This is a genomic window from Peribacillus muralis (assembly GCF_001439925.1).
GTDB classification, from domain to species: Bacteria; Bacillota; Bacilli; order Bacillales; family DSM-1321; genus Peribacillus; species Peribacillus muralis.
Map to the genome: position 1 here is coordinate 77679 of NZ_LMBV01000002.1, position 16365 is coordinate 94043.

16 protein-coding genes and 1 pseudogene are annotated in these 16365 nt (G+C 43.5%); 16 read left to right on the forward strand and 1 reads right to left on the reverse strand.

Going from position 1 to position 16365, the window contains the following annotated elements; genetic code table 11:
• The 13 genes and pseudogenes from ASU00_RS02770 to spoIID form a co-directional block, all read left to right on the forward strand.
• Window positions 1-618: pseudogene (locus ASU00_RS02770) on the forward strand (NADH-quinone oxidoreductase subunit C); the annotation flags it as partial.
• A gap of 5 nt (window positions 619-623) precedes the next feature.
• The gene (locus ASU00_RS02775; RefSeq protein WP_057911919.1) at window positions 624-1721 is read left to right on the forward strand and encodes an NADH-quinone oxidoreductase subunit D; all 1098 of its coding nucleotides are present in this window, start codon (window positions 624-626) and stop codon (window positions 1719-1721) included.
• The gene (gene nuoH / locus ASU00_RS02780) at window positions 1722-2729 is read left to right on the forward strand and encodes an NADH-quinone oxidoreductase subunit NuoH (protein ID WP_057911920.1); all 1008 of its coding nucleotides are present in this window, start codon (window positions 1722-1724) and stop codon (window positions 2727-2729) included.
• A 35-nt stretch (window positions 2730-2764) separates the two neighbouring features.
• On the forward strand, window positions 2765-3184 hold the full coding sequence (nuoI, locus tag ASU00_RS02785; RefSeq protein ID WP_057911921.1) for an NADH-quinone oxidoreductase subunit NuoI: 420 nt from the start codon (window positions 2765-2767) through the stop codon (window positions 3182-3184).
• On the forward strand, window positions 3181-3699 hold the full coding sequence (locus ASU00_RS02790; RefSeq protein ID WP_057911922.1) for an NADH-quinone oxidoreductase subunit J: 519 nt from the start codon (window positions 3181-3183) through the stop codon (window positions 3697-3699). The genes nuoI and ASU00_RS02790 overlap by 4 nt, the downstream gene beginning before the upstream one ends.
• Window positions 3696-4010: an NADH-quinone oxidoreductase subunit NuoK gene (nuoK, locus tag ASU00_RS02795; protein ID WP_057911923.1), complete on the forward strand. Its 315-nt coding sequence runs from the start codon at window positions 3696-3698 to the stop codon at window positions 4008-4010. Before ASU00_RS02790 ends, nuoK begins: the two co-directional genes overlap by 4 nt.
• A 34-nt stretch (window positions 4011-4044) precedes the next feature.
• Complete coding sequence (gene nuoL, locus ASU00_RS02800) at window positions 4045-5916, forward strand: NADH-quinone oxidoreductase subunit L (protein ID WP_057911924.1); 1872 nt, start codon at window positions 4045-4047, stop codon at window positions 5914-5916.
• Entirely contained in the window at window positions 5913-7436 is a 1524-nt protein-coding gene (locus ASU00_RS02805; RefSeq protein ID WP_057911925.1) for a complex I subunit 4 family protein, read from the forward strand. Before nuoL ends, ASU00_RS02805 begins: the two co-directional genes overlap by 4 nt.
• Before the next feature lie 3 nt (window positions 7437-7439).
• A complete protein-coding gene (nuoN, locus tag ASU00_RS02810; protein ID WP_057911926.1) occupies window positions 7440-8966 on the forward strand; it encodes an NADH-quinone oxidoreductase subunit NuoN in 1527 nt (508 codons plus the stop codon).
• 151 nt (window positions 8967-9117) lie between these two features.
• Complete coding sequence (locus ASU00_RS02815; RefSeq protein WP_057911927.1) at window positions 9118-9360, forward strand: DUF1146 family protein; 243 nt, start codon at window positions 9118-9120, stop codon at window positions 9358-9360.
• 162 nt (window positions 9361-9522) lie between these two features.
• The gene (locus ASU00_RS02820) at window positions 9523-10272 is read left to right on the forward strand and encodes a YwmB family TATA-box binding protein (RefSeq protein WP_057911928.1); all 750 of its coding nucleotides are present in this window, start codon (window positions 9523-9525) and stop codon (window positions 10270-10272) included.
• A gap of 32 nt (window positions 10273-10304) precedes the next feature.
• Entirely contained in the window at window positions 10305-11606 is a 1302-nt protein-coding gene (gene murA / locus ASU00_RS02825; protein ID WP_057911929.1) for a UDP-N-acetylglucosamine 1-carboxyvinyltransferase, read from the forward strand.
• Between the two features lie 202 nt (window positions 11607-11808).
• Window positions 11809-12843: a stage II sporulation protein D gene (gene spoIID / locus ASU00_RS02830; RefSeq protein ID WP_236712573.1), complete on the forward strand. Its 1035-nt coding sequence runs from the start codon at window positions 11809-11811 to the stop codon at window positions 12841-12843.
• Between the two features lie 20 nt (window positions 12844-12863).
• Here spoIID and ASU00_RS02835 read toward each other — a convergent pair whose 3' ends face one another.
• A complete protein-coding gene (locus ASU00_RS02835; RefSeq protein ID WP_057911930.1) occupies window positions 12864-13289 on the reverse strand; it encodes a VanZ family protein in 426 nt (141 codons plus the stop codon).
• Between the two features lie 152 nt (window positions 13290-13441).
• Between ASU00_RS02835 and ASU00_RS02840 the strand changes: the two genes are divergently transcribed.
• From ASU00_RS02840 to mreB, 3 genes are all read left to right on the forward strand, one after another.
• On the forward strand, window positions 13442-14341 hold the full coding sequence (locus ASU00_RS02840) for a M23 family metallopeptidase (RefSeq protein WP_082630122.1): 900 nt from the start codon (window positions 13442-13444) through the stop codon (window positions 14339-14341).
• Window positions 14342-14761: 420 nt separating this feature from the next.
• Window positions 14762-15034 carry a sporulation transcriptional regulator SpoIIID gene (gene spoIIID / locus ASU00_RS02845; protein WP_034315767.1) on the forward strand — a complete coding sequence of 91 codons (273 nt, stop codon included), beginning with the start codon at window positions 14762-14764 and terminating at the stop codon, window positions 15032-15034.
• A 276-nt stretch (window positions 15035-15310) separates the two neighbouring features.
• The gene (gene mreB / locus ASU00_RS02850; protein ID WP_057911932.1) at window positions 15311-16312 is read left to right on the forward strand and encodes a rod shape-determining protein; all 1002 of its coding nucleotides are present in this window, start codon (window positions 15311-15313) and stop codon (window positions 16310-16312) included.
• The last annotated feature ends 53 nt before the right edge of the window (window positions 16313-16365 follow it).

The window sequence follows — 16365 nt, forward strand, 5'->3', positions numbered from 1 at the left end:
AAATCTGCAGGTAGTGATGCAGATTCTGAACAAGCGAAGGCGAAGGCAATTGCAGCTGCGAAGGCAAAGGCTGCTGCTGCTGCCAAGACCAGAGCCATCGTCGAGGAAATGACGGAAGATGCTACAAAGAATGAACCATCCCCAAACCAGCCCAAACTCAATCAAATTGTTTCCGCTATTGAAAGTCATGTGGGACAAGATGCATTAATAGACCACTATATTAATAAACTATCAAAGGATGTACCGACAATAGTGGCGAATCCTAATACATACTACTCAATAGCTAAGCTACTGCGTTATGATGAACAGCTTAACTTTGCGTACTTATCGGAACTTCACGGCACCGATTTTGAGACCCATATGGAAATCTATGTACACTTGCATTCATTCAACATGAACCAATCGGTTGCCCTTAAGGTGAAGCTGGACAGAGCTGCTCCTGTCATTCCCTCGCTGGTCCCGTTATGGCCTGGTGCGAATTGGCCGGAATGTGAGGCGTATGATTTATTAGGCATCGATTTTCGTGAGCATCCTGATTTAAAGCGGATTTTACTTGGTGATGATTGGAAAGGGTATCCCCTTAGAAAAGATTATCAGCCTTATGATGTGGAGGTGTAACCCCAATGTTAAGGACCGAAGAAATGCTTCTCAATGTCGGGCCGCAGCATCCGAGTACGCATGGTGTTTTTCGGCTTGTCATCAAAATTGATGGCGAAATTATAAAAGAGGCCACCCCTGTTATTGGGTATTTGCACCGAGGTACGGAAAAACTGGCGGAAAACCTGCAATATACACAAATCATTCCATATACCGACCGGCTCGATTATTTAGCGGCGATGACAAATAATTATGTGCTGTGTCATGCCGTTGAGACAATGATGGCGATTGAAGTACCCGATAGGGCTGAATATTTGCGGGTGATCGCCATGGAATTGGGCAGGGTGGCGAGCCACCTTGTCTGGTGGGGAACATACTTGCTTGATATAGGTGCGACGAGCCCTTTTTTATACGCCTTTCGCGAGCGGGAAATGATCGTTAACTTATTGACTGAATTATCAGGGGCACGGCTAACATTCAATTATATGCGAGTGGGTGGTGTGAAATGGGATGCCCCTGAAGGCTGGATAGAAAAGGTTGCCGAGTTTGTTCCGTATATGAGGGAGCAGCTTGCCGGTTACCATGAGCTGGTGACAGGGAATGAAATCTTTGTGAATCGGGTAAAAGGGGTTGGCATTTATACGAAGGAGGAAGCGCTGCAGTATTCACTTAGCGGTGCCAACTTAAGATGTACGGGGGTCAAATGGGATTTGCGGAAAAACGAACCATATTCGATTTATGATCGGTTCACGTTTGATGTTCCCACTCGTGAAGAGGGAGATGCCTTTTCGCGGTATCACTGCAGAATGGAAGAAATCGAAGAATCATTGAAAATTCTTGAGCAAGCAGTCGTGCAATTTCCAGAAGGGCCTATCCTTGCCAAGGTTCCGAAAATCATAAAGGTTCCAAAGGGTGAAGCCTTCGTACGAATTGAATCACCAAGAGGGGAGATAGGCTGCTATATTGCGAGTGAAGGGAAAAAGGAGCCATATCGCTTAAAGTTTCGCCGGCCTTCATTCTATAATCTGCAAATTCTCCCTAAATTATTGGAAGGGGAAAATATGGCGAACTTGATAACGATATTAGGAGCAATCGATATCGTTTTAGGGGAGGTGGATGGATAAATGATCAAGGATTTACTCCACTCCGCTCCAAGCCTTCTGAACTTTGGCATTTATTTTGGTTTGGCAGTCCTGCTGTTATTCGTTGTCTTAGGGTTCGTCACATATGGAATTCTCTCGGAACGAAAAATCATGGGGTTCATGCAGCTGCGGATCGGCCCGAACCAAATCGGCGGGAAATGGGGTCTCTTGCAGACGGTTGCCGATGTTTTGAAACTTCTGATCAAGGAAGATACGATACCGAAAAAAGCCGACAGGCCGCTTTATATATTGGCACCGGTGATCGCCTTTGCTCCTGCTTTCATGGTCCTTGCCACCCTGCCGTTCACCGATGCGTTCCAATTTGCTGATATTGGGGTAGGTTTGCTGTATTATGTGGCGATCTCGGGCATATCGACGATCGGCATCGTCACGGCGGGATGGGCATCCAATAATAAATATTCGTTGATCGGTGGCATGCGTGCAGCCGCGCAAATGATATCTTATGAAATTCCCCTGGTGATGTCGCTAGTGGGAATCGTCCTTCTGACAGGAAGCCTGAACTTGAATGATATAGTGGCTGCCCAAGAGAAGGTTTGGTTCATATTTCTTCAGCCGATTGCCTTTATCATCTTCATGATTGCGTCGGTGGCAGAGCTGAACCGGGTCCCTTTTGACCTACCGGAAGCGGAGTCCGAGCTTGTGGCGGGGTATCATGTTGAATATTCCGGATTTCGCTGGGCGTTCTTTATGTTATCGGAATATGTGTATATGTTTGCAATGGCCACGTTAACCACTGTATTATTTTTAGGGGGATGGAATTCTATTCCGTTTTTGGATTTTATTCCGCAAGCCATTTGGTTCGGCCTTAAGTTCAGTGCGGTGTTCTATATATTGGTTTGGATCCGGGTAACCTTTCCTCGGCTAAGGGCCGATCAATTAATGGAGTTCGGTTGGAAGGTGCTGCTCCCGGTTGCGTTAGCCAATATATTTTTGACGGCAATCATAAAAGAAATCGTTAACCTTTTTTAAAAAAACGTAAGCAGATCGGAAAGTGAGGGATGAACATGCTTGGTTTAGCTAAAGGTTTAAGCTATACATTAAAGAACTTAACCCGGAAAAAAGTGACGTATGACTACCCGAATGAACCGCTGCCGCTTCCTGACCGCTTCCGCGGAATCCAAAAATTCTACCCTGAAAAGTGTATTGTATGCAATCAATGCGTGACGATCTGTCCCACGGACTGTATTCAATTAACGGGAAAAAAACACCCCGACCCTTCCAAAAAGGGGAAAATCATCGACACGTATGACATTAATTTCGAGATATGCATCTTATGTGATCTATGCACGGAGGTATGCCCTACTGAAGCGATTGTCATGACGAATCAGTTTGAGCTGGCGGAGTATAGCCGTGATCATTTGTTCAAAAATTTGGAGTGGCTTGATGAAAATGATGAAAATATTCGGAAGGTGAATAAAGTATGAGTGTTTCCGGCGAACTGATTGCCTTTTTTGGCTTGGCACTCGTCGCCATATTGGGCGGGGTGCTGCTAATTACATTAACGAAAGTAGTGCACATGGTCATTGCGCTCGTGTTTACCTTCTTGAGCATTGCCGGCATATATCTGCTGCTTTCGGCGGAGTTTGTCGCAATCGTCCAAATCCTGATTTATTCCGGGGCGATTACGATCGTGATGTTATTCGGGATTATGCTGACGAAGCATCGGGAAAATGATGAACCGGCAAAGGGGGGCTGGCAGAGATTCTTTTTGCTGTTAGCAATTGCGGGATTCGCCGTTGCGGTTTATCTGGGAATCTATAATTTGGATATCCCGGTACAGCCAACTGCCTTGCATGAGGAAAATACAAAACAAATAGGAATTGAACTGTTTTCTAAATATGTGATTCCGTTTGAAGTCATGTCAGTACTTCTGCTAGTGGCTTTAGTCGGTGCCATCGTATTAGCAAAAAAAGATGATGAGGAGGGAGATCGATCATGACGGGAGTTCCCTTGTCGGCTTATCTCGTATTGGCGCTTGTTCTTTTTTGTATAGGGCTGTATGGCGCCTTGACGAAAAGAAATGCGGTCATTGTCTTGATTTCAATCGAGCTGATGTTGAACGCCGCCAATATCAATTTAGTTGCTTTCAGTAAACTCGGGGTAACGCCATCGATTACGGGACAAGTGTTTTCGTTATTCACGATAACCATTGCAGCAGCTGAGGCGGCTGTTGGGCTGGCTATATTAATGTCCCTTTATCGCAATCGGAAGACGGTCAATGTCGATGAAATGGATATCATGAAGCATTGAGGGTTCATATGAACGAAGAAGGGGATTTGATACGATGATGGAGAACGCTTGGCTCATACCGATTTTTCCACTCGTCGCGTTTCTGGTTCTGCTTCTAGTAGGTGGCCGGTTACGGGAGCGCGGGGCTTATATCGGAATAATCTTTACGTTGGCTTCATTTATGTTATCGTTGCTTACGTTGATGGAAAGGTTCTCAGCACCCACTTATAAAAAAACGCTCGAATGGCTTACGTTAGGAGGGACGCAGCTTACAGCCGGATTCGAAATCAATCAGCTTAATGCCTTGATGCTTGTGATCGTTTCCCTTGTCAGCCTGCTTGTCCAAATCTACTCGTTGGGATACATGAAGGGTGAAGGGCGATTCTCCACTTTTTATGCTTATCTCGGCTTTTTCACCTTTGCCATGCTTGGACTGGTCATGGCTCCAAATTTAGTACAGCTTTATTTCTTCTGGGAATTGGTCGGTGTTGGCTCCTTCCTGTTGATTGGGTTTTACTTTTATAAACAGGAAGCCAAGGCTGCAGCGAAAAAGGCATTCATCATGACCAGGATCGGGGATGTAGGGCTTTTAATCGGGATTATCCTCCTATTCTGGGAAACGGGCAGCTTCGAATATGGTGAAATCTTTCAAGCTGTTCAATCAGGTGTGATATCTGATGGGAGTTTGACATTGATCGCCATCCTCATTTTTGTTGGCGCAGTTGGCAAGTCTGGGCAATTCCCGCTTCACACATGGCTGCCTGATGCAATGGAGGGACCAACACCGGTTTCTGCATTGATTCACGCAGCAACGATGGTCGCCGCGGGCGTATACCTGGTAGCGACCATGTTCCCTTTGTTCCTCGCTAGTGAAGCCGCCATGCAGGCTGTTGCCATAACAGGCGGATTCACTGCCATCTTTGCCGCGAGCATCGCTTCCGTGCAGAAGGATGTCAAGCGTGTATTAGCCTACTCGACAATCTCTCAGCTTGGTTTCATGATGCTTGCATTAGGTACTGCGGGATATGTGGCCGGTGTGTTTCATTTAATGACCCATGCCTTTTTTAAAGCACTTTTGTTTTTGGCTGCAGGTAGTGTTATTCATGCCATACATACACAGGATATCGAAAGGATGGGCGGGTTATGGGCAAGGCTGAAATGGACAGGGCCGCTGTTCTTGGTTGGAACTCTGGCGATATCAGGGTTTCCTTTGCTCTCGGGCTTCTTCAGTAAAGATGAAATTTTGATGGCTGCATGGACGAATGGTAATTATTTCTTATTTATTCTCGCGGTGATTACCTCTTTTTTAACTGCCTTTTACATGTTCCGGTTATTTTTCATGATCTTTGCCGGAGAGTCTCGCAGGCAAGCAAAACAGGTCAAGGAATCACCTGCGATCATGTTGCTTCCCATGCTTGTTTTAGGGGTACTTGCGGTGATCAGTGGGTATATCCAAACCCCATGGTTCGGGACCTTCCTTGGTGAGTGGCTTGTAGAGGGGAATGAAACCGTGCTGGGTGCGGCACATAGTGAAGGACCTGCTTGGGTTATGATCCTTGCCGTGAGTGTAGCGCTCGCTGGGATATTGCTTGCTTATATGAAATATGCTAGAACGAAGCTGCCAAGAGAAGGGCTCGTCAAAGAAAACTCCACGTTATACCGAGTTTTGGAGAATAAGTATTATATGGATGAAATTTATTATTTTACTATAGTTCAAATGATCAAAGGGATTAGCTTATTTCTATCTTATATGGAGAGGTTCATTATCGGTGGCTTAATATCGACTGTAACCGGTTCAATAGAAGGAATGGGGAAGATAGGGTCTAAACTGCAATCGGGGCAGGTACAGCAATATGGGATGATTGCGTTTCTGGGCCTTGCGGTATTGCTGGTCATTTTTGCTTTAACAGGGGGGTATTTAAGATGAATGCCTATTTGCTCTCGCTTTTAGTGTTTTCACCTTTGCTGGGAATTTTGATGGTTGCCCTCATGCCGAAAAATGAGGAAAGGACCATCAAACAGTTTGGCTTTTTCGGAACGCTTCCCCCCCTTTTCCTCTCGTTCTTTTTATGCAGCCAACATTATTCGGGCGTGGCTCTTTCCAGCTTTAACATTAAGTTGGATTGGATCAGATTTGGAAATTTGGAGATGTATGATCCTAAACTCTTTACGGTGAATTTTGAGTTGGGGCTGGACGGATTGAGTCTCATCTTCATATTACTGACGACAATCATTTCTTCACTGGCGGCAATGGCCTCGATATATATAAAGCAAGGATGGAAAGGCTATTACTTGTTATTTCTGATCCTGGAGATCGGGATGCTTGGTGTCTTTACGGCAGAAAATCTGATCCTTTTCTTCATCTTTTTTGAAATGACGTTGATTCCCGCTTTCTTCTTAATTGGCAGATGGGGCTTTCTGGAGAGGGAAAAGGCGTCTTATCATTTTCTCATTTATAACGGCATCGGTTCGGCCATTTTATTGGTGGCGATATTGATTTTGTTTGCCAGGACAGGTACAACCAACATTGCGGCTTTGACACAAATGATGACAATGGGCGGTGTATCGCTGTTCGCGCCGATTTCCAGCTCGATGAAATATGGCTTATGTCTTGCCTTTGTCATTGCGTTTGCGATAAAGCTGCCCGTCTTTCCATTTCACAGCTGGATGGTGCGGGTTCATGCAGAGGCGCCTCCAGCCATCGTCATGATCCATGCGGGTGTACTATTGAAAATAGGGGCATACGGGATCATCAGGTTCGGAATGGGGATATTCCCTGAACAATACAAAAGCTTGGCTTTTGGCATTGTACTGATGGGAGTCATTAGCTTTTTATATGGAGCATTGCTGGCACTGGTGCAAACGGACTTCAAGCTTGTTTTAGCTTACTCATCGATCTCGCATATGGGAATCGTCATGATGGGGCTGGGAGCCTTGAATGAAGCGGGCCTTCAAGGTGCAATCTTTCAAGTCATCTCACACGGATTAATTGCGGCAATGCTGTTTTTCCTGGTGGGTGCATTAACCGAACGGTCAGGGACTGTGATGCTTCCTAAGCTTGGGGGATTGGCGAAGTCGATGCCGGTTTTTTCCGGGTTCATGCTGGCGTGTGGGCTTGCTTCACTGGGTTTGCCAGGCATGTCCGGCTTCATCAGTGAATTCATGGTATTTCTCGGCTTATTCAAAAGTCAGCCAGTGCTTGCGGCAATTAGTGTGATCGGGCTCGTATTAACCGCCGTCTATATACTGAGGGCGGTCATGCTGATGACGTTTGGCAAGAATGATAGCTTGGTAGAAAAAGAGAAGCTGGACCTTGAAGGCTGGGAGTTTATACCGGCATTGGTGCTTCTCGGTTTGATTCTATTGATTGGGGTATTTCCAAATTTGTTAGGCGGGCCTCTTCAAGGTACGATTGAAGCCATGATGCTTGCTCTAGGGGGGCGATGATAGATGGATTTGAACACGATGCTTTCTTATAATTGGGGAGCGATGATGCCGGAATTCATCATCCTTGGAACGACCATGGCTCTATCGATATTGGATTTGTTCTGGCCGGTGCACTTTAATCGAAGGAAGTTGGCGTGGTTCGCGCTAACCGGTATCATTTTGGCATGTTTGTCGCTGATAAGCCTATTTTCGTTTGAGACTGTCAGTATTTTATCCGATACGTTTCGTTTGGATTCATTTGCAAAAGCCTTTAAGCTCCTTTTATTAATCGGTGCGGGCCTTATCATCCTTCTTGCACATAGCTATGAACCGAAGGAGGGGTTACGGGAACATCGGGGCGAATTTTATTATCTGTTCCTGACCGCTTTGCTAGGTGCGATGATCATGACCTCAAGCGGGGATTTGATAACCCTGTTTGTCGGACTGGAGCTGCTTTCACTATCATCCTATATATTGGTCGGCATACGTAAACGCGATCGTTCGGCTAATGAAGCATCGATGAAGTATGTGATAAACGGCGGCATATCCACGGCAATCACCTTATTCGGAATGAGCTACCTATATGGTGTGACCGGTTCGGTCAATCTAGGCGAGATGAGCCGGACGATGGCTGCGATGACGGACGGTCAGCTGCAATACATTATGGGTCTCGCTTTCTTCATGGTTTTTGTCGGGTTGTCCTTCAAGATAGCCGCTGCTCCCTTTCATATGTGGGCACCGGATGTTTACGAGGGGGCACCGACACCAGTGGCGGCCTTCTTAAGTGTCATTTCCAAAATGGCGGGATTTGTCATCCTGCTGCGCATTTTTCTTTCCTTGTTCCTGACTGCTCCCGGTGATGCCTTCGGGGCACTCGACTTTTTGGAAAAAAATAATATCTATATAGCTTCGATGGCAGGCCTGACGATCATCATTGGAAATGTAGTTGCTTTAAGGCAGCAAAACTTAAAACGGTTGTTTGCCTACTCAAGCATCGCCCATGCGGGTTATCTCCTTGTGGCTGTGGCTACATTGGGCGGAGGATATTTCCTGCTGGATACAATCTGGTATTATTTACTGGCATACGTATTGATGAATATCGGCGTATTTGCAGTCATTCAGCTGCTTTCCAGCCAAAGCGGTTCAGAGGATATCAGCGTTCTTGCGGGACTAGGAAGGAAATCTCCATATCTTGCACTTGCGTTCACCATCTATATCCTTTCGCTAGCCGGAATTCCCGGAACGACAGGATTCATCGGCAAACTGAACATATTCCTCGGAACATTCATTACGGAGCCTGGCCATTTTGTATTGGCAGGAATCATGATTGCAGGTACCGTCGTCTCCTACGTGTACTATTTCGGCCTATTGGTACAGATCTTTTTCCGGCCGATCCATTCAGACAAAGTCGTAAAGATCCGCTCGGGTGTTTCCGTAGTTCTGATCATTTGTGCAATCGGCACCGTACTTTTTGGATTGTTCCCAAATATTGCCTTTGATTTTCTTCATGACCAATTTGGTGATTTTACAGACTTTATTTCAAGTGAATGATATAATGGTAGTTGATAGGGGCTTGTTCCATTGGATCAAGCCCCTATTTACAGTTTCTAAAAAGATATTTTGCAATTCTTCCTTTTATATTCCAAATGTGAAGGGGTTTTGTGTTAGAATAGAAGCTGGGTGTCTTTTAGGAGGTATGTACATGTTTTCAGCAATGGGACAACAGGCTTTAACTGGAATAACTGCACATTTGTTTTTCATTGCAGTTACTTGGTGGGCTTTACAGGCATTACATTTTGATAAAATGTTAAGATCGAATTCGGTCATTAAGGCCAGGGTTTTATATATTTTATTAACGATTGCCATCGGTTCAGTTGTGAGTAATTTCTTCCTCGACTACCTGGGATTTGCAAATCAGCTCCCGTATATGTTCAGAAATGACTGATAAGCTGTGAGACTCTGTTTATAGCAAAATAAGATCCTACTCTTTTATTCGCCTTGCTTCCCTCTGAAACATGTCAGTTGGAAGGTATCACTAATTGTCGGAAAACTTGAAGTATGATTTTTCTCCTTATGGCAATAATGCATAAAAGGAGGGGAATTTAACATGTATAATGTAAACAAAAAAATGTTAATATACATAGTATTTCTTGGTTTGATGGTGATTTTAATTGGGAATAGTACGATTGTGGCAGAAACTAAACCAGATATAGTAAAAATGGTTGGTCTGTTACAAGAAGATGAGGATTTAGACATAGGTGATTGGTCTGTACTCGCTAGAGAAATAAATAAAGAGATTGCAACTAAACAAGAGTTCGAAAACGAAGTTTCCGCTTTGAAACACAAATACCCTCAATTTCAATGGCATCGGAAAGATGATACTTCCGGCTGGAAGGCTGAAGCGTCAACTTACAACGTCGATTCAGGTCTAACCGAGTCTATTAAAATAATGACAACGGAAGCGGAATTTGATAAGGTTACCTATGTTATTTATGAAGTGAAGGGACAGAAGTGGAAAAAAGCGAATCCGGCCTTTTTTAGAACAACATTCCAGAACAGGGTGAATGACCTATTTATAGGGACTCCTTCAATTTTTTCTTGTATAAAAGGGTCTATCAATGATAATATGGATTCGGTTTTAAACTCTAAAACTGAAGACCTGTTAGATATGTTCCAAGCGAGGGAAATTGAGAGTGTGCATGAAACAAACTTTACATCTATATCTGCACATTCAACATTGTTTAAACAACCTTTGACAAATCAAAAATTAAATTTGCAGTTTGGGCTACGGACAGAAGGATTGGGTGAACGAACGAACTTTGTAGTTGGCACACCAATCATAACGTTTGAATATTAATATAGAGAAAATGGACGCGGAGGGGAATACTTTTGGAAAAAATCATCGTCCGCGGCGGAAAAAGGCTTAGCGGGACAGTTAAAGTAGAAGGTGCTAAAAACGCCGTTTTGCCAGTTATCGCTGCAACATTATTAGCAAGTGATGGGAAAAGTATCATTAAAGATGTTCCTACGCTCTCCGATGTATATACAATCAATGAAGTATTGCGCAACTTAAATGCAGATGTTGCCTTTCATGACAATCAAGTAACTGTAGATGCATCAAGAGAGTTATTAGAAGAAGCACCATTTGAATATGTACGTAAAATGAGAGCTTCCGTTTTAGTGATGGGCTCCTTATTAGCAAGGAATGGCCGGGCCCGCGTTGCTCTTCCGGGTGGCTGTGCCATCGGCTCACGTCCTATCGATCAGCATTTAAAGGGCTTTGAAGCGATGGGAGCAAAAGTGCAGGTCGGCAATGGTTTCATTGATGCCGAGGTAGAAGGAAGGCTTAAGGGTGCACGTGTGTATCTAGACTTCCCGAGTGTGGGTGCCACCGAGAACATCATGATGGCAGCAACGCTTGCTGAAGGTATTACCGTTCTGGAAAATGTGGCCAAAGAGCCTGAAATTGTAGATCTTGCGAACTTCCTTAATAAAATGGGTGCCAAAGTTAGAGGTGCCGGTACGGGTACGATGAGAATCGAAGGCGTCGATAAATTATATGGCGTTGAACATCATATTATACCTGACCGTATCGAAGCTGGTACATTCATGACAGCGGCAGCTCTTACTGGCGGAAATGTTCTCGTTCAAGGAGCTGTACCTGAACACCTTACTTCCCTTATTGCCAAAATGGAAGAAATGGGCGTTCAAATTCTTGAAGAAGAAGATGGCTTGCGCGTCATCGGTCCTAAAACCTTGAAGGCGATTGATATCAAAACAATGCCGCATCCTGGTTTCCCGACTGATATGCAGTCACAAATGATGGCATTATTGCTGCGTGCTGAAGGAACGAGTATGATTACGGAGACCGTTTTCGAAAACCGTTTCATGCATGTTGAGGAATTCCGTCGCATGAATGCCAATATTAAAATCGAGGGCCGCTCCGTTATCGTTAATGGACCGACTAACATTCAAGGTGCAGAGGTAGCTGCAACAGATTTACGTGCCGCGGCAGCACTCATCCTGACTGGATTGGTTGCAGATGGCATTACTCGTGTTACTGAATTAAAGCATCTTGACAGAGGCTACGTGAATTTCCATGGCAAGTTGGCAGCATTAGGTGCCGATGTGGAACGTATTAACGAAGATGTACCGGCAGAAACAAAAAAAATAGCAGATCAAAACGCATAATATAGCTTATAAAACCATTCACGTTCCTGTCATTGGGGCGTGAATGGTTTTTTTGTCTGTCCATACTTTTTGCACTCCGGTTGAATGGTTGTTGATTTTCTATTCATAAAAGCTTGTCCTTCGACATACATTTGTTATGTAAAGATCCTGCCGGGGCAGTTGGTGAGCGGCAGAGAAAACAAGTGTAGGGAGGCTCAGGAGTTTGAAAGCAATCAAACCGATGATCATACTATTCATAGCAGTAGCATTCGTAATTATCATGATTCCAGCAGTGCTTGTGCTTCCGTTTTCAAATGAAAAGACAAGTGGTGAGTTAGCTGAAAAATTAGTGAAAGAGAAGAAGGAAAATAGTGAAGTAAGTGCCAATGAAGTGGGTACCGTGGAAGTTGCCGTTTACCGAACCACTGCAAAAAAGATTGAAAAAGTGGCGATGGAATCGTATTTGACCGGTGTGGTTGCAGCGGAAATGCCAGCCGATTTTGAGGAAGAAGCACTGAAGGCACAAGCTTTGACCGCGAGAACGTACATTGTCAATCAGCTAATAAGCAAAAGTAAGTTGGGCTTGCCGGATGGTGCAGATGTGAGCGATACGATCATGCATCAAGTTTATCTGAACAATGATGAGCTGAAAAAGCAATGGGGCTCTGATTATAAATCGAAAATGAAGAAAATCAACAAAGCCATTAAGGAAACGGAAGGGCAAATCCTAACCTATGAAGGAAAGCCGATCACTGCCACTTTTTTTTCGACCAGCAATGGCTATACGGAGAATTCAGAGGACTACTGGCAAGCGGATTTCCCTTATTTAAGAAGTGTTTCGAGTCCGTGGGATAAAGAGGAGTCACCGAAGTTTTATAATAAAGTGGTTGTGAACACGGCGGACTTTGAACAAAAACTTGGTGTAAGTTTATCGTCAGGAACAACAATAGGCACTGTCGTTGAAAGAACCTCAGGTAATCGCGTAGGTATAGTGGACATCGGAGGAAAGAAATTGACCGGAAAGCAGATTCGTGAAAAGCTCGGGCTAACTTCATCCGATTTTAACTGGGAGCGCCAAGGCCAACGGATCGTCATTACGACAAAGGGTTCAGGTCATGGTGTTGGGATGAGCCAATACGGTGCCAACGGAATGGCCAGAGAAGGAAAAAGCTATGAAGACATCGTAAAGTATTATTATAAAGGCGTCGAAGTTCAGTCCTCGAATAAGTGGATGAATACGATGACCGCGAAAAAATGAGAGATGGGATATCCCGTCTCTCATTTTTTTGCGGTTAATTTTTCTATGTTGGTCAAAAAGCCCCGTCCATGCTTGAAATAATGATATTGAACATGGAAATAGACAGCAGCCACCCCTATGATATCTTTAATTACATCAATTAAGGTTGCTGAGCGGTACGGAATGAATGATTGATGGAATTCATCGAGTACTCCATAAAAGCATGCGACAAGGGCCGCCAGCAGGCTTAAGCCTGGCTTCAGTTTTTGGTTTGCGGCAAGGGCCGAAACGAATAATATGAATAAAAGGGCAAATTCGACTAGATGAAGTGACTCTTTAATAAAACGGTCAAATGAGGATGACGGAAGATCAAGAATCATGTCATCGGGATTGCCTGACATTATCCAAATTGCAATCATATATAGAAAAGGCAATAACGTTAACAAAAGTTTAAAGGCTTTTTTCATGAATTAAACACCCTTTAGCAGTATGATACCAAACATTTTACCATTCCACGAATAAAATCGGTTTCGTTTCCACAAAATAAATCTAAAAAAATTTTTTCCTGAGTGTATATAATTTTAACAAAATGTTCAGAATGATTGCTGAGGTGATTAATATGAGAGAGGAAGAAAAGAAATCAACTTCCACAATCCGACGTATACTAAAGCAACGTTGGGCGTTAGCAGCAATCTATATCGCAAGTGCAGCCATAATCTTAGCCGCGGCCTTCTTATTACAAAATAGTTTTGATGATTCAGCTAAAGATGGCAAAGAGGAATTGGCTGAAACAGGAAAAAACTATGGTGAGCCTTCTGTCGAGGTTAACAGTAATCTTGAAACAACCAAGATGCCTGTAGCCAATGCAGATAAAACGGTTATCAAGAAACAATTTTATGATGTGAATGCGGATGAAAAGGCACAAGAAGATGCATTGGTTTTTTACAACAATAGATATGAGCAAAACAAAGGGATAGACATTGCGATGGAAGACGGAAAGTCTTTCGATGTAAAGGCTTCCTTAAGTGGAAATGTAACGAAAGTCCAAAATGATGCATTACTTGGAAATCTAATCGAAGTAGAGCATGAAGATGGTGTCGTTACCCGTTATCAATCTGTCAAGGACATTAAGGTTGCTGTTGGTGATAAGGTGAAACAAGGACAATCACTTGCTGCGGCTGGAAAAAGCCAAATCAATGAAGAGGCGGGCGTGCATGTCCACTTCGAAATCAGAAAAGATAACATCGCGTTGAATCCGGCTGAATTCGTCAATAAACAAGCTTCTGCCATTCAAGCTGCAACTGAAGCGGAAGGCAGCGAACTTGACGAAGCAGCTAAAAAAGAAGAAACACCAGCAGTCGAAGAATCAGAAACTGGCAAGGATGAAACGCCTGCCGTTGACGAAACAAACGATAGCACGGATTTAGAAAACGGCACGGATAAAGAAGAATCTGCCCCTGCTGAGGATACAACCGAGGAGAGCGACTCCTTAAAAGATTCGTTAAATCAATCAAATTAAAATAAAGAGTTTTCATAAAATCAAAACAAAAACCTTGAACGTTACGAATGACAACAACTGAAAATTTGGTAAAAAAAAGCCGTTCACTATGAACGGCTTTTTTTTGTCGAGGAAATACTTTGAACTATTTTAATTTCCGACAAATTTCTTGGGAAATAATTTGCTTGCAAGAAAAGTAAACAGATCATACTTAGAAATAAATCCAAACCTCCTGTCCCATTAGGCATATATTCTTAACCAAGCTAATAAGATGTTATAAACCATGCAAAGAGAGTGTTTGAGGTGAGGAATCGTTTATTACAAATTATCTAATAGGTGAATAATTCTATCTTTCATTGTTTATAGGGCAGCGGTATTCGATTCGAAAAATACGAATCTCATTTCACACTTCTCACATCCAATCTGGGGAGGTCGAGTGGTGTGCACGATTACATCAAAGAAAGAACTATCAAGATAGGAAAGTATATCGTGGAAACTAGAAAAACGGTCCGCGTCATTGCAAAAGAGTTCGGAGTCTCGAAAAGTACCGTTCATAAAGACTTAACGGAGAGGCTGCCAGAAATTAATCCTGATTTGGCTAACGAAGTAAAGGATATATTGGATTATCACAAATCCATTCGTCACCTTAGGGGCGGAGAAGCGACAAAATTAAAATATAAACGATCTGAAAGAGAAGAAGAAATCGTAAAATGAAACTCGGCACCATTCCGGCATGGACGTGAGTCGAGCTATCAAGGACAGGATGAAATCCAATCCTTGACGGCGGTTCACTGCCGGAATTTTTTTTTGTAAATGCAGAGGTAGTACATATGGTATTGATTTTTTTCACTTATTGGTAAAATAGGAAGGAAAAGCAATCGTTAGCGTTTATTTATAATTCATACTTACTTGTGTCAATGCAATATGGTAAAATAAACAATTAGGACAGAAGTAGGTTATATGTGAGGATATTCAAGGAGGATTTAAGAAATGTTTGCTAGAGATATTGGGATAGATCTTGGAACAGCCAATGTTCTTATACATGTCAAAGGTAAAGGAATTGTGTTAAATGAGCCTTCGGTAGTGGCGATCGATAAGAATACGAACCGTGTTCTTGCTGTTGGTGAAGAGGCTCGTAAAATGGTAGGCCGGACCCCGGGAAACATCATCGCAATCCGTCCTTTAAAAGATGGAGTCATTGCCGATTTCGATGTAACGGAATCGATGCTTAAGCATTTCATCAATACATTGAATGTAAAGGGTTTCCTTTCAAAGCCGAGAATTTTGATCTGCTGCCCGACAAACATAACGAGTGTCGAACAAAAGGCAATTAAAGAAGCTGCTGAAAAAAGCGGCGGGAAGAAAGTATTCCTTGAAGAAGAACCGAAAGTGGCTGCAATCGGCGCTGGCATGGATATTTTTCAACCGAGCGGAAATATGGTCGTGGACATAGGCGGAGGCACAACTGATATTGCCGTGCTTTCAATGGGTGATATCGTTACATCGTCGTCCATTAAAATGGCCGGTGACAAATTCGACAACGAGATCTTACATTATATCAAGCGGAAGTATAAGCTTCTGATTGGTGAGCGTACAGCGGAAAACATCAAGATCCAGGTTGCAACCGTCTTCCCAGGTTCCCGTAATGAAGTGATCGATATTCGTGGTCGGGATATGGTGTCAGGTTTGCCTAGAACCATTTCCGTCAACTCTGAAGAAATTGAGGAAGCTCTTCGCGAGCAGGTTTCAATCATTGTACAAGCTGCCAAAAGCGTACTTGAGCGGACACCTCCTGAACTCTCAGCTGATATCATTGACCGTGGCGTCATCTTGACAGGCGGGGGAGCATTGCTTCACGGCATCGATTTACTGCTTGCCGAAGAACTTAAAGTCCCTGTGCTCGTTGCCGAGCATCCAATGGATTGTGTAGCAATTGGAACTGGAATCATGCTTGATAATATGGACAAATTGCCAAGGCACAAATTCAACTAAAAAGCGGATGAAAATCTGCATCATAAGATAAGGGTCTAAGGTTCAGACAAACA

Coding starts and splice junctions, on each gene's coding strand:
- ASU00_RS02775 (WP_057911919.1), top strand. CDS start 624: ATGTTAAGGACCGAAGAAATGCTTCTCAATGTCGGGCCGCAGCATCCG.
- nuoH (WP_057911920.1), top strand. CDS start 1,722: ATGATCAAGGATTTACTCCACTCCGCTCCAAGCCTTCTGAACTTTGGC.
- nuoI (WP_057911921.1), top strand. CDS start 2,765: ATGCTTGGTTTAGCTAAAGGTTTAAGCTATACATTAAAGAACTTAACC.
- ASU00_RS02790 (WP_057911922.1), top strand. CDS start 3,181: ATGAGTGTTTCCGGCGAACTGATTGCCTTTTTTGGCTTGGCACTCGTC.
- nuoK (WP_057911923.1), top strand. CDS start 3,696: ATGACGGGAGTTCCCTTGTCGGCTTATCTCGTATTGGCGCTTGTTCTT.
- nuoL (WP_057911924.1), top strand. CDS start 4,045: ATGATGGAGAACGCTTGGCTCATACCGATTTTTCCACTCGTCGCGTTT.
- ASU00_RS02805 (WP_057911925.1), top strand. CDS start 5,913: ATGAATGCCTATTTGCTCTCGCTTTTAGTGTTTTCACCTTTGCTGGGA.
- nuoN (WP_057911926.1), top strand. CDS start 7,440: ATGGATTTGAACACGATGCTTTCTTATAATTGGGGAGCGATGATGCCG.
- ASU00_RS02815 (WP_057911927.1), top strand. CDS start 9,118: ATGTTTTCAGCAATGGGACAACAGGCTTTAACTGGAATAACTGCACAT.
- ASU00_RS02820 (WP_057911928.1), top strand. CDS start 9,523: ATGTATAATGTAAACAAAAAAATGTTAATATACATAGTATTTCTTGGT.
- ASU00_RS02835 (WP_057911930.1), bottom strand. CDS start 13,289: ATGAAAAAAGCCTTTAAACTTTTGTTAACGTTATTGCCTTTTCTATAT.
- ASU00_RS02840 (WP_082630122.1), top strand. CDS start 13,442: ATGAGAGAGGAAGAAAAGAAATCAACTTCCACAATCCGACGTATACTA.
- mreB (WP_057911932.1), top strand. CDS start 15,311: ATGTTTGCTAGAGATATTGGGATAGATCTTGGAACAGCCAATGTTCTT.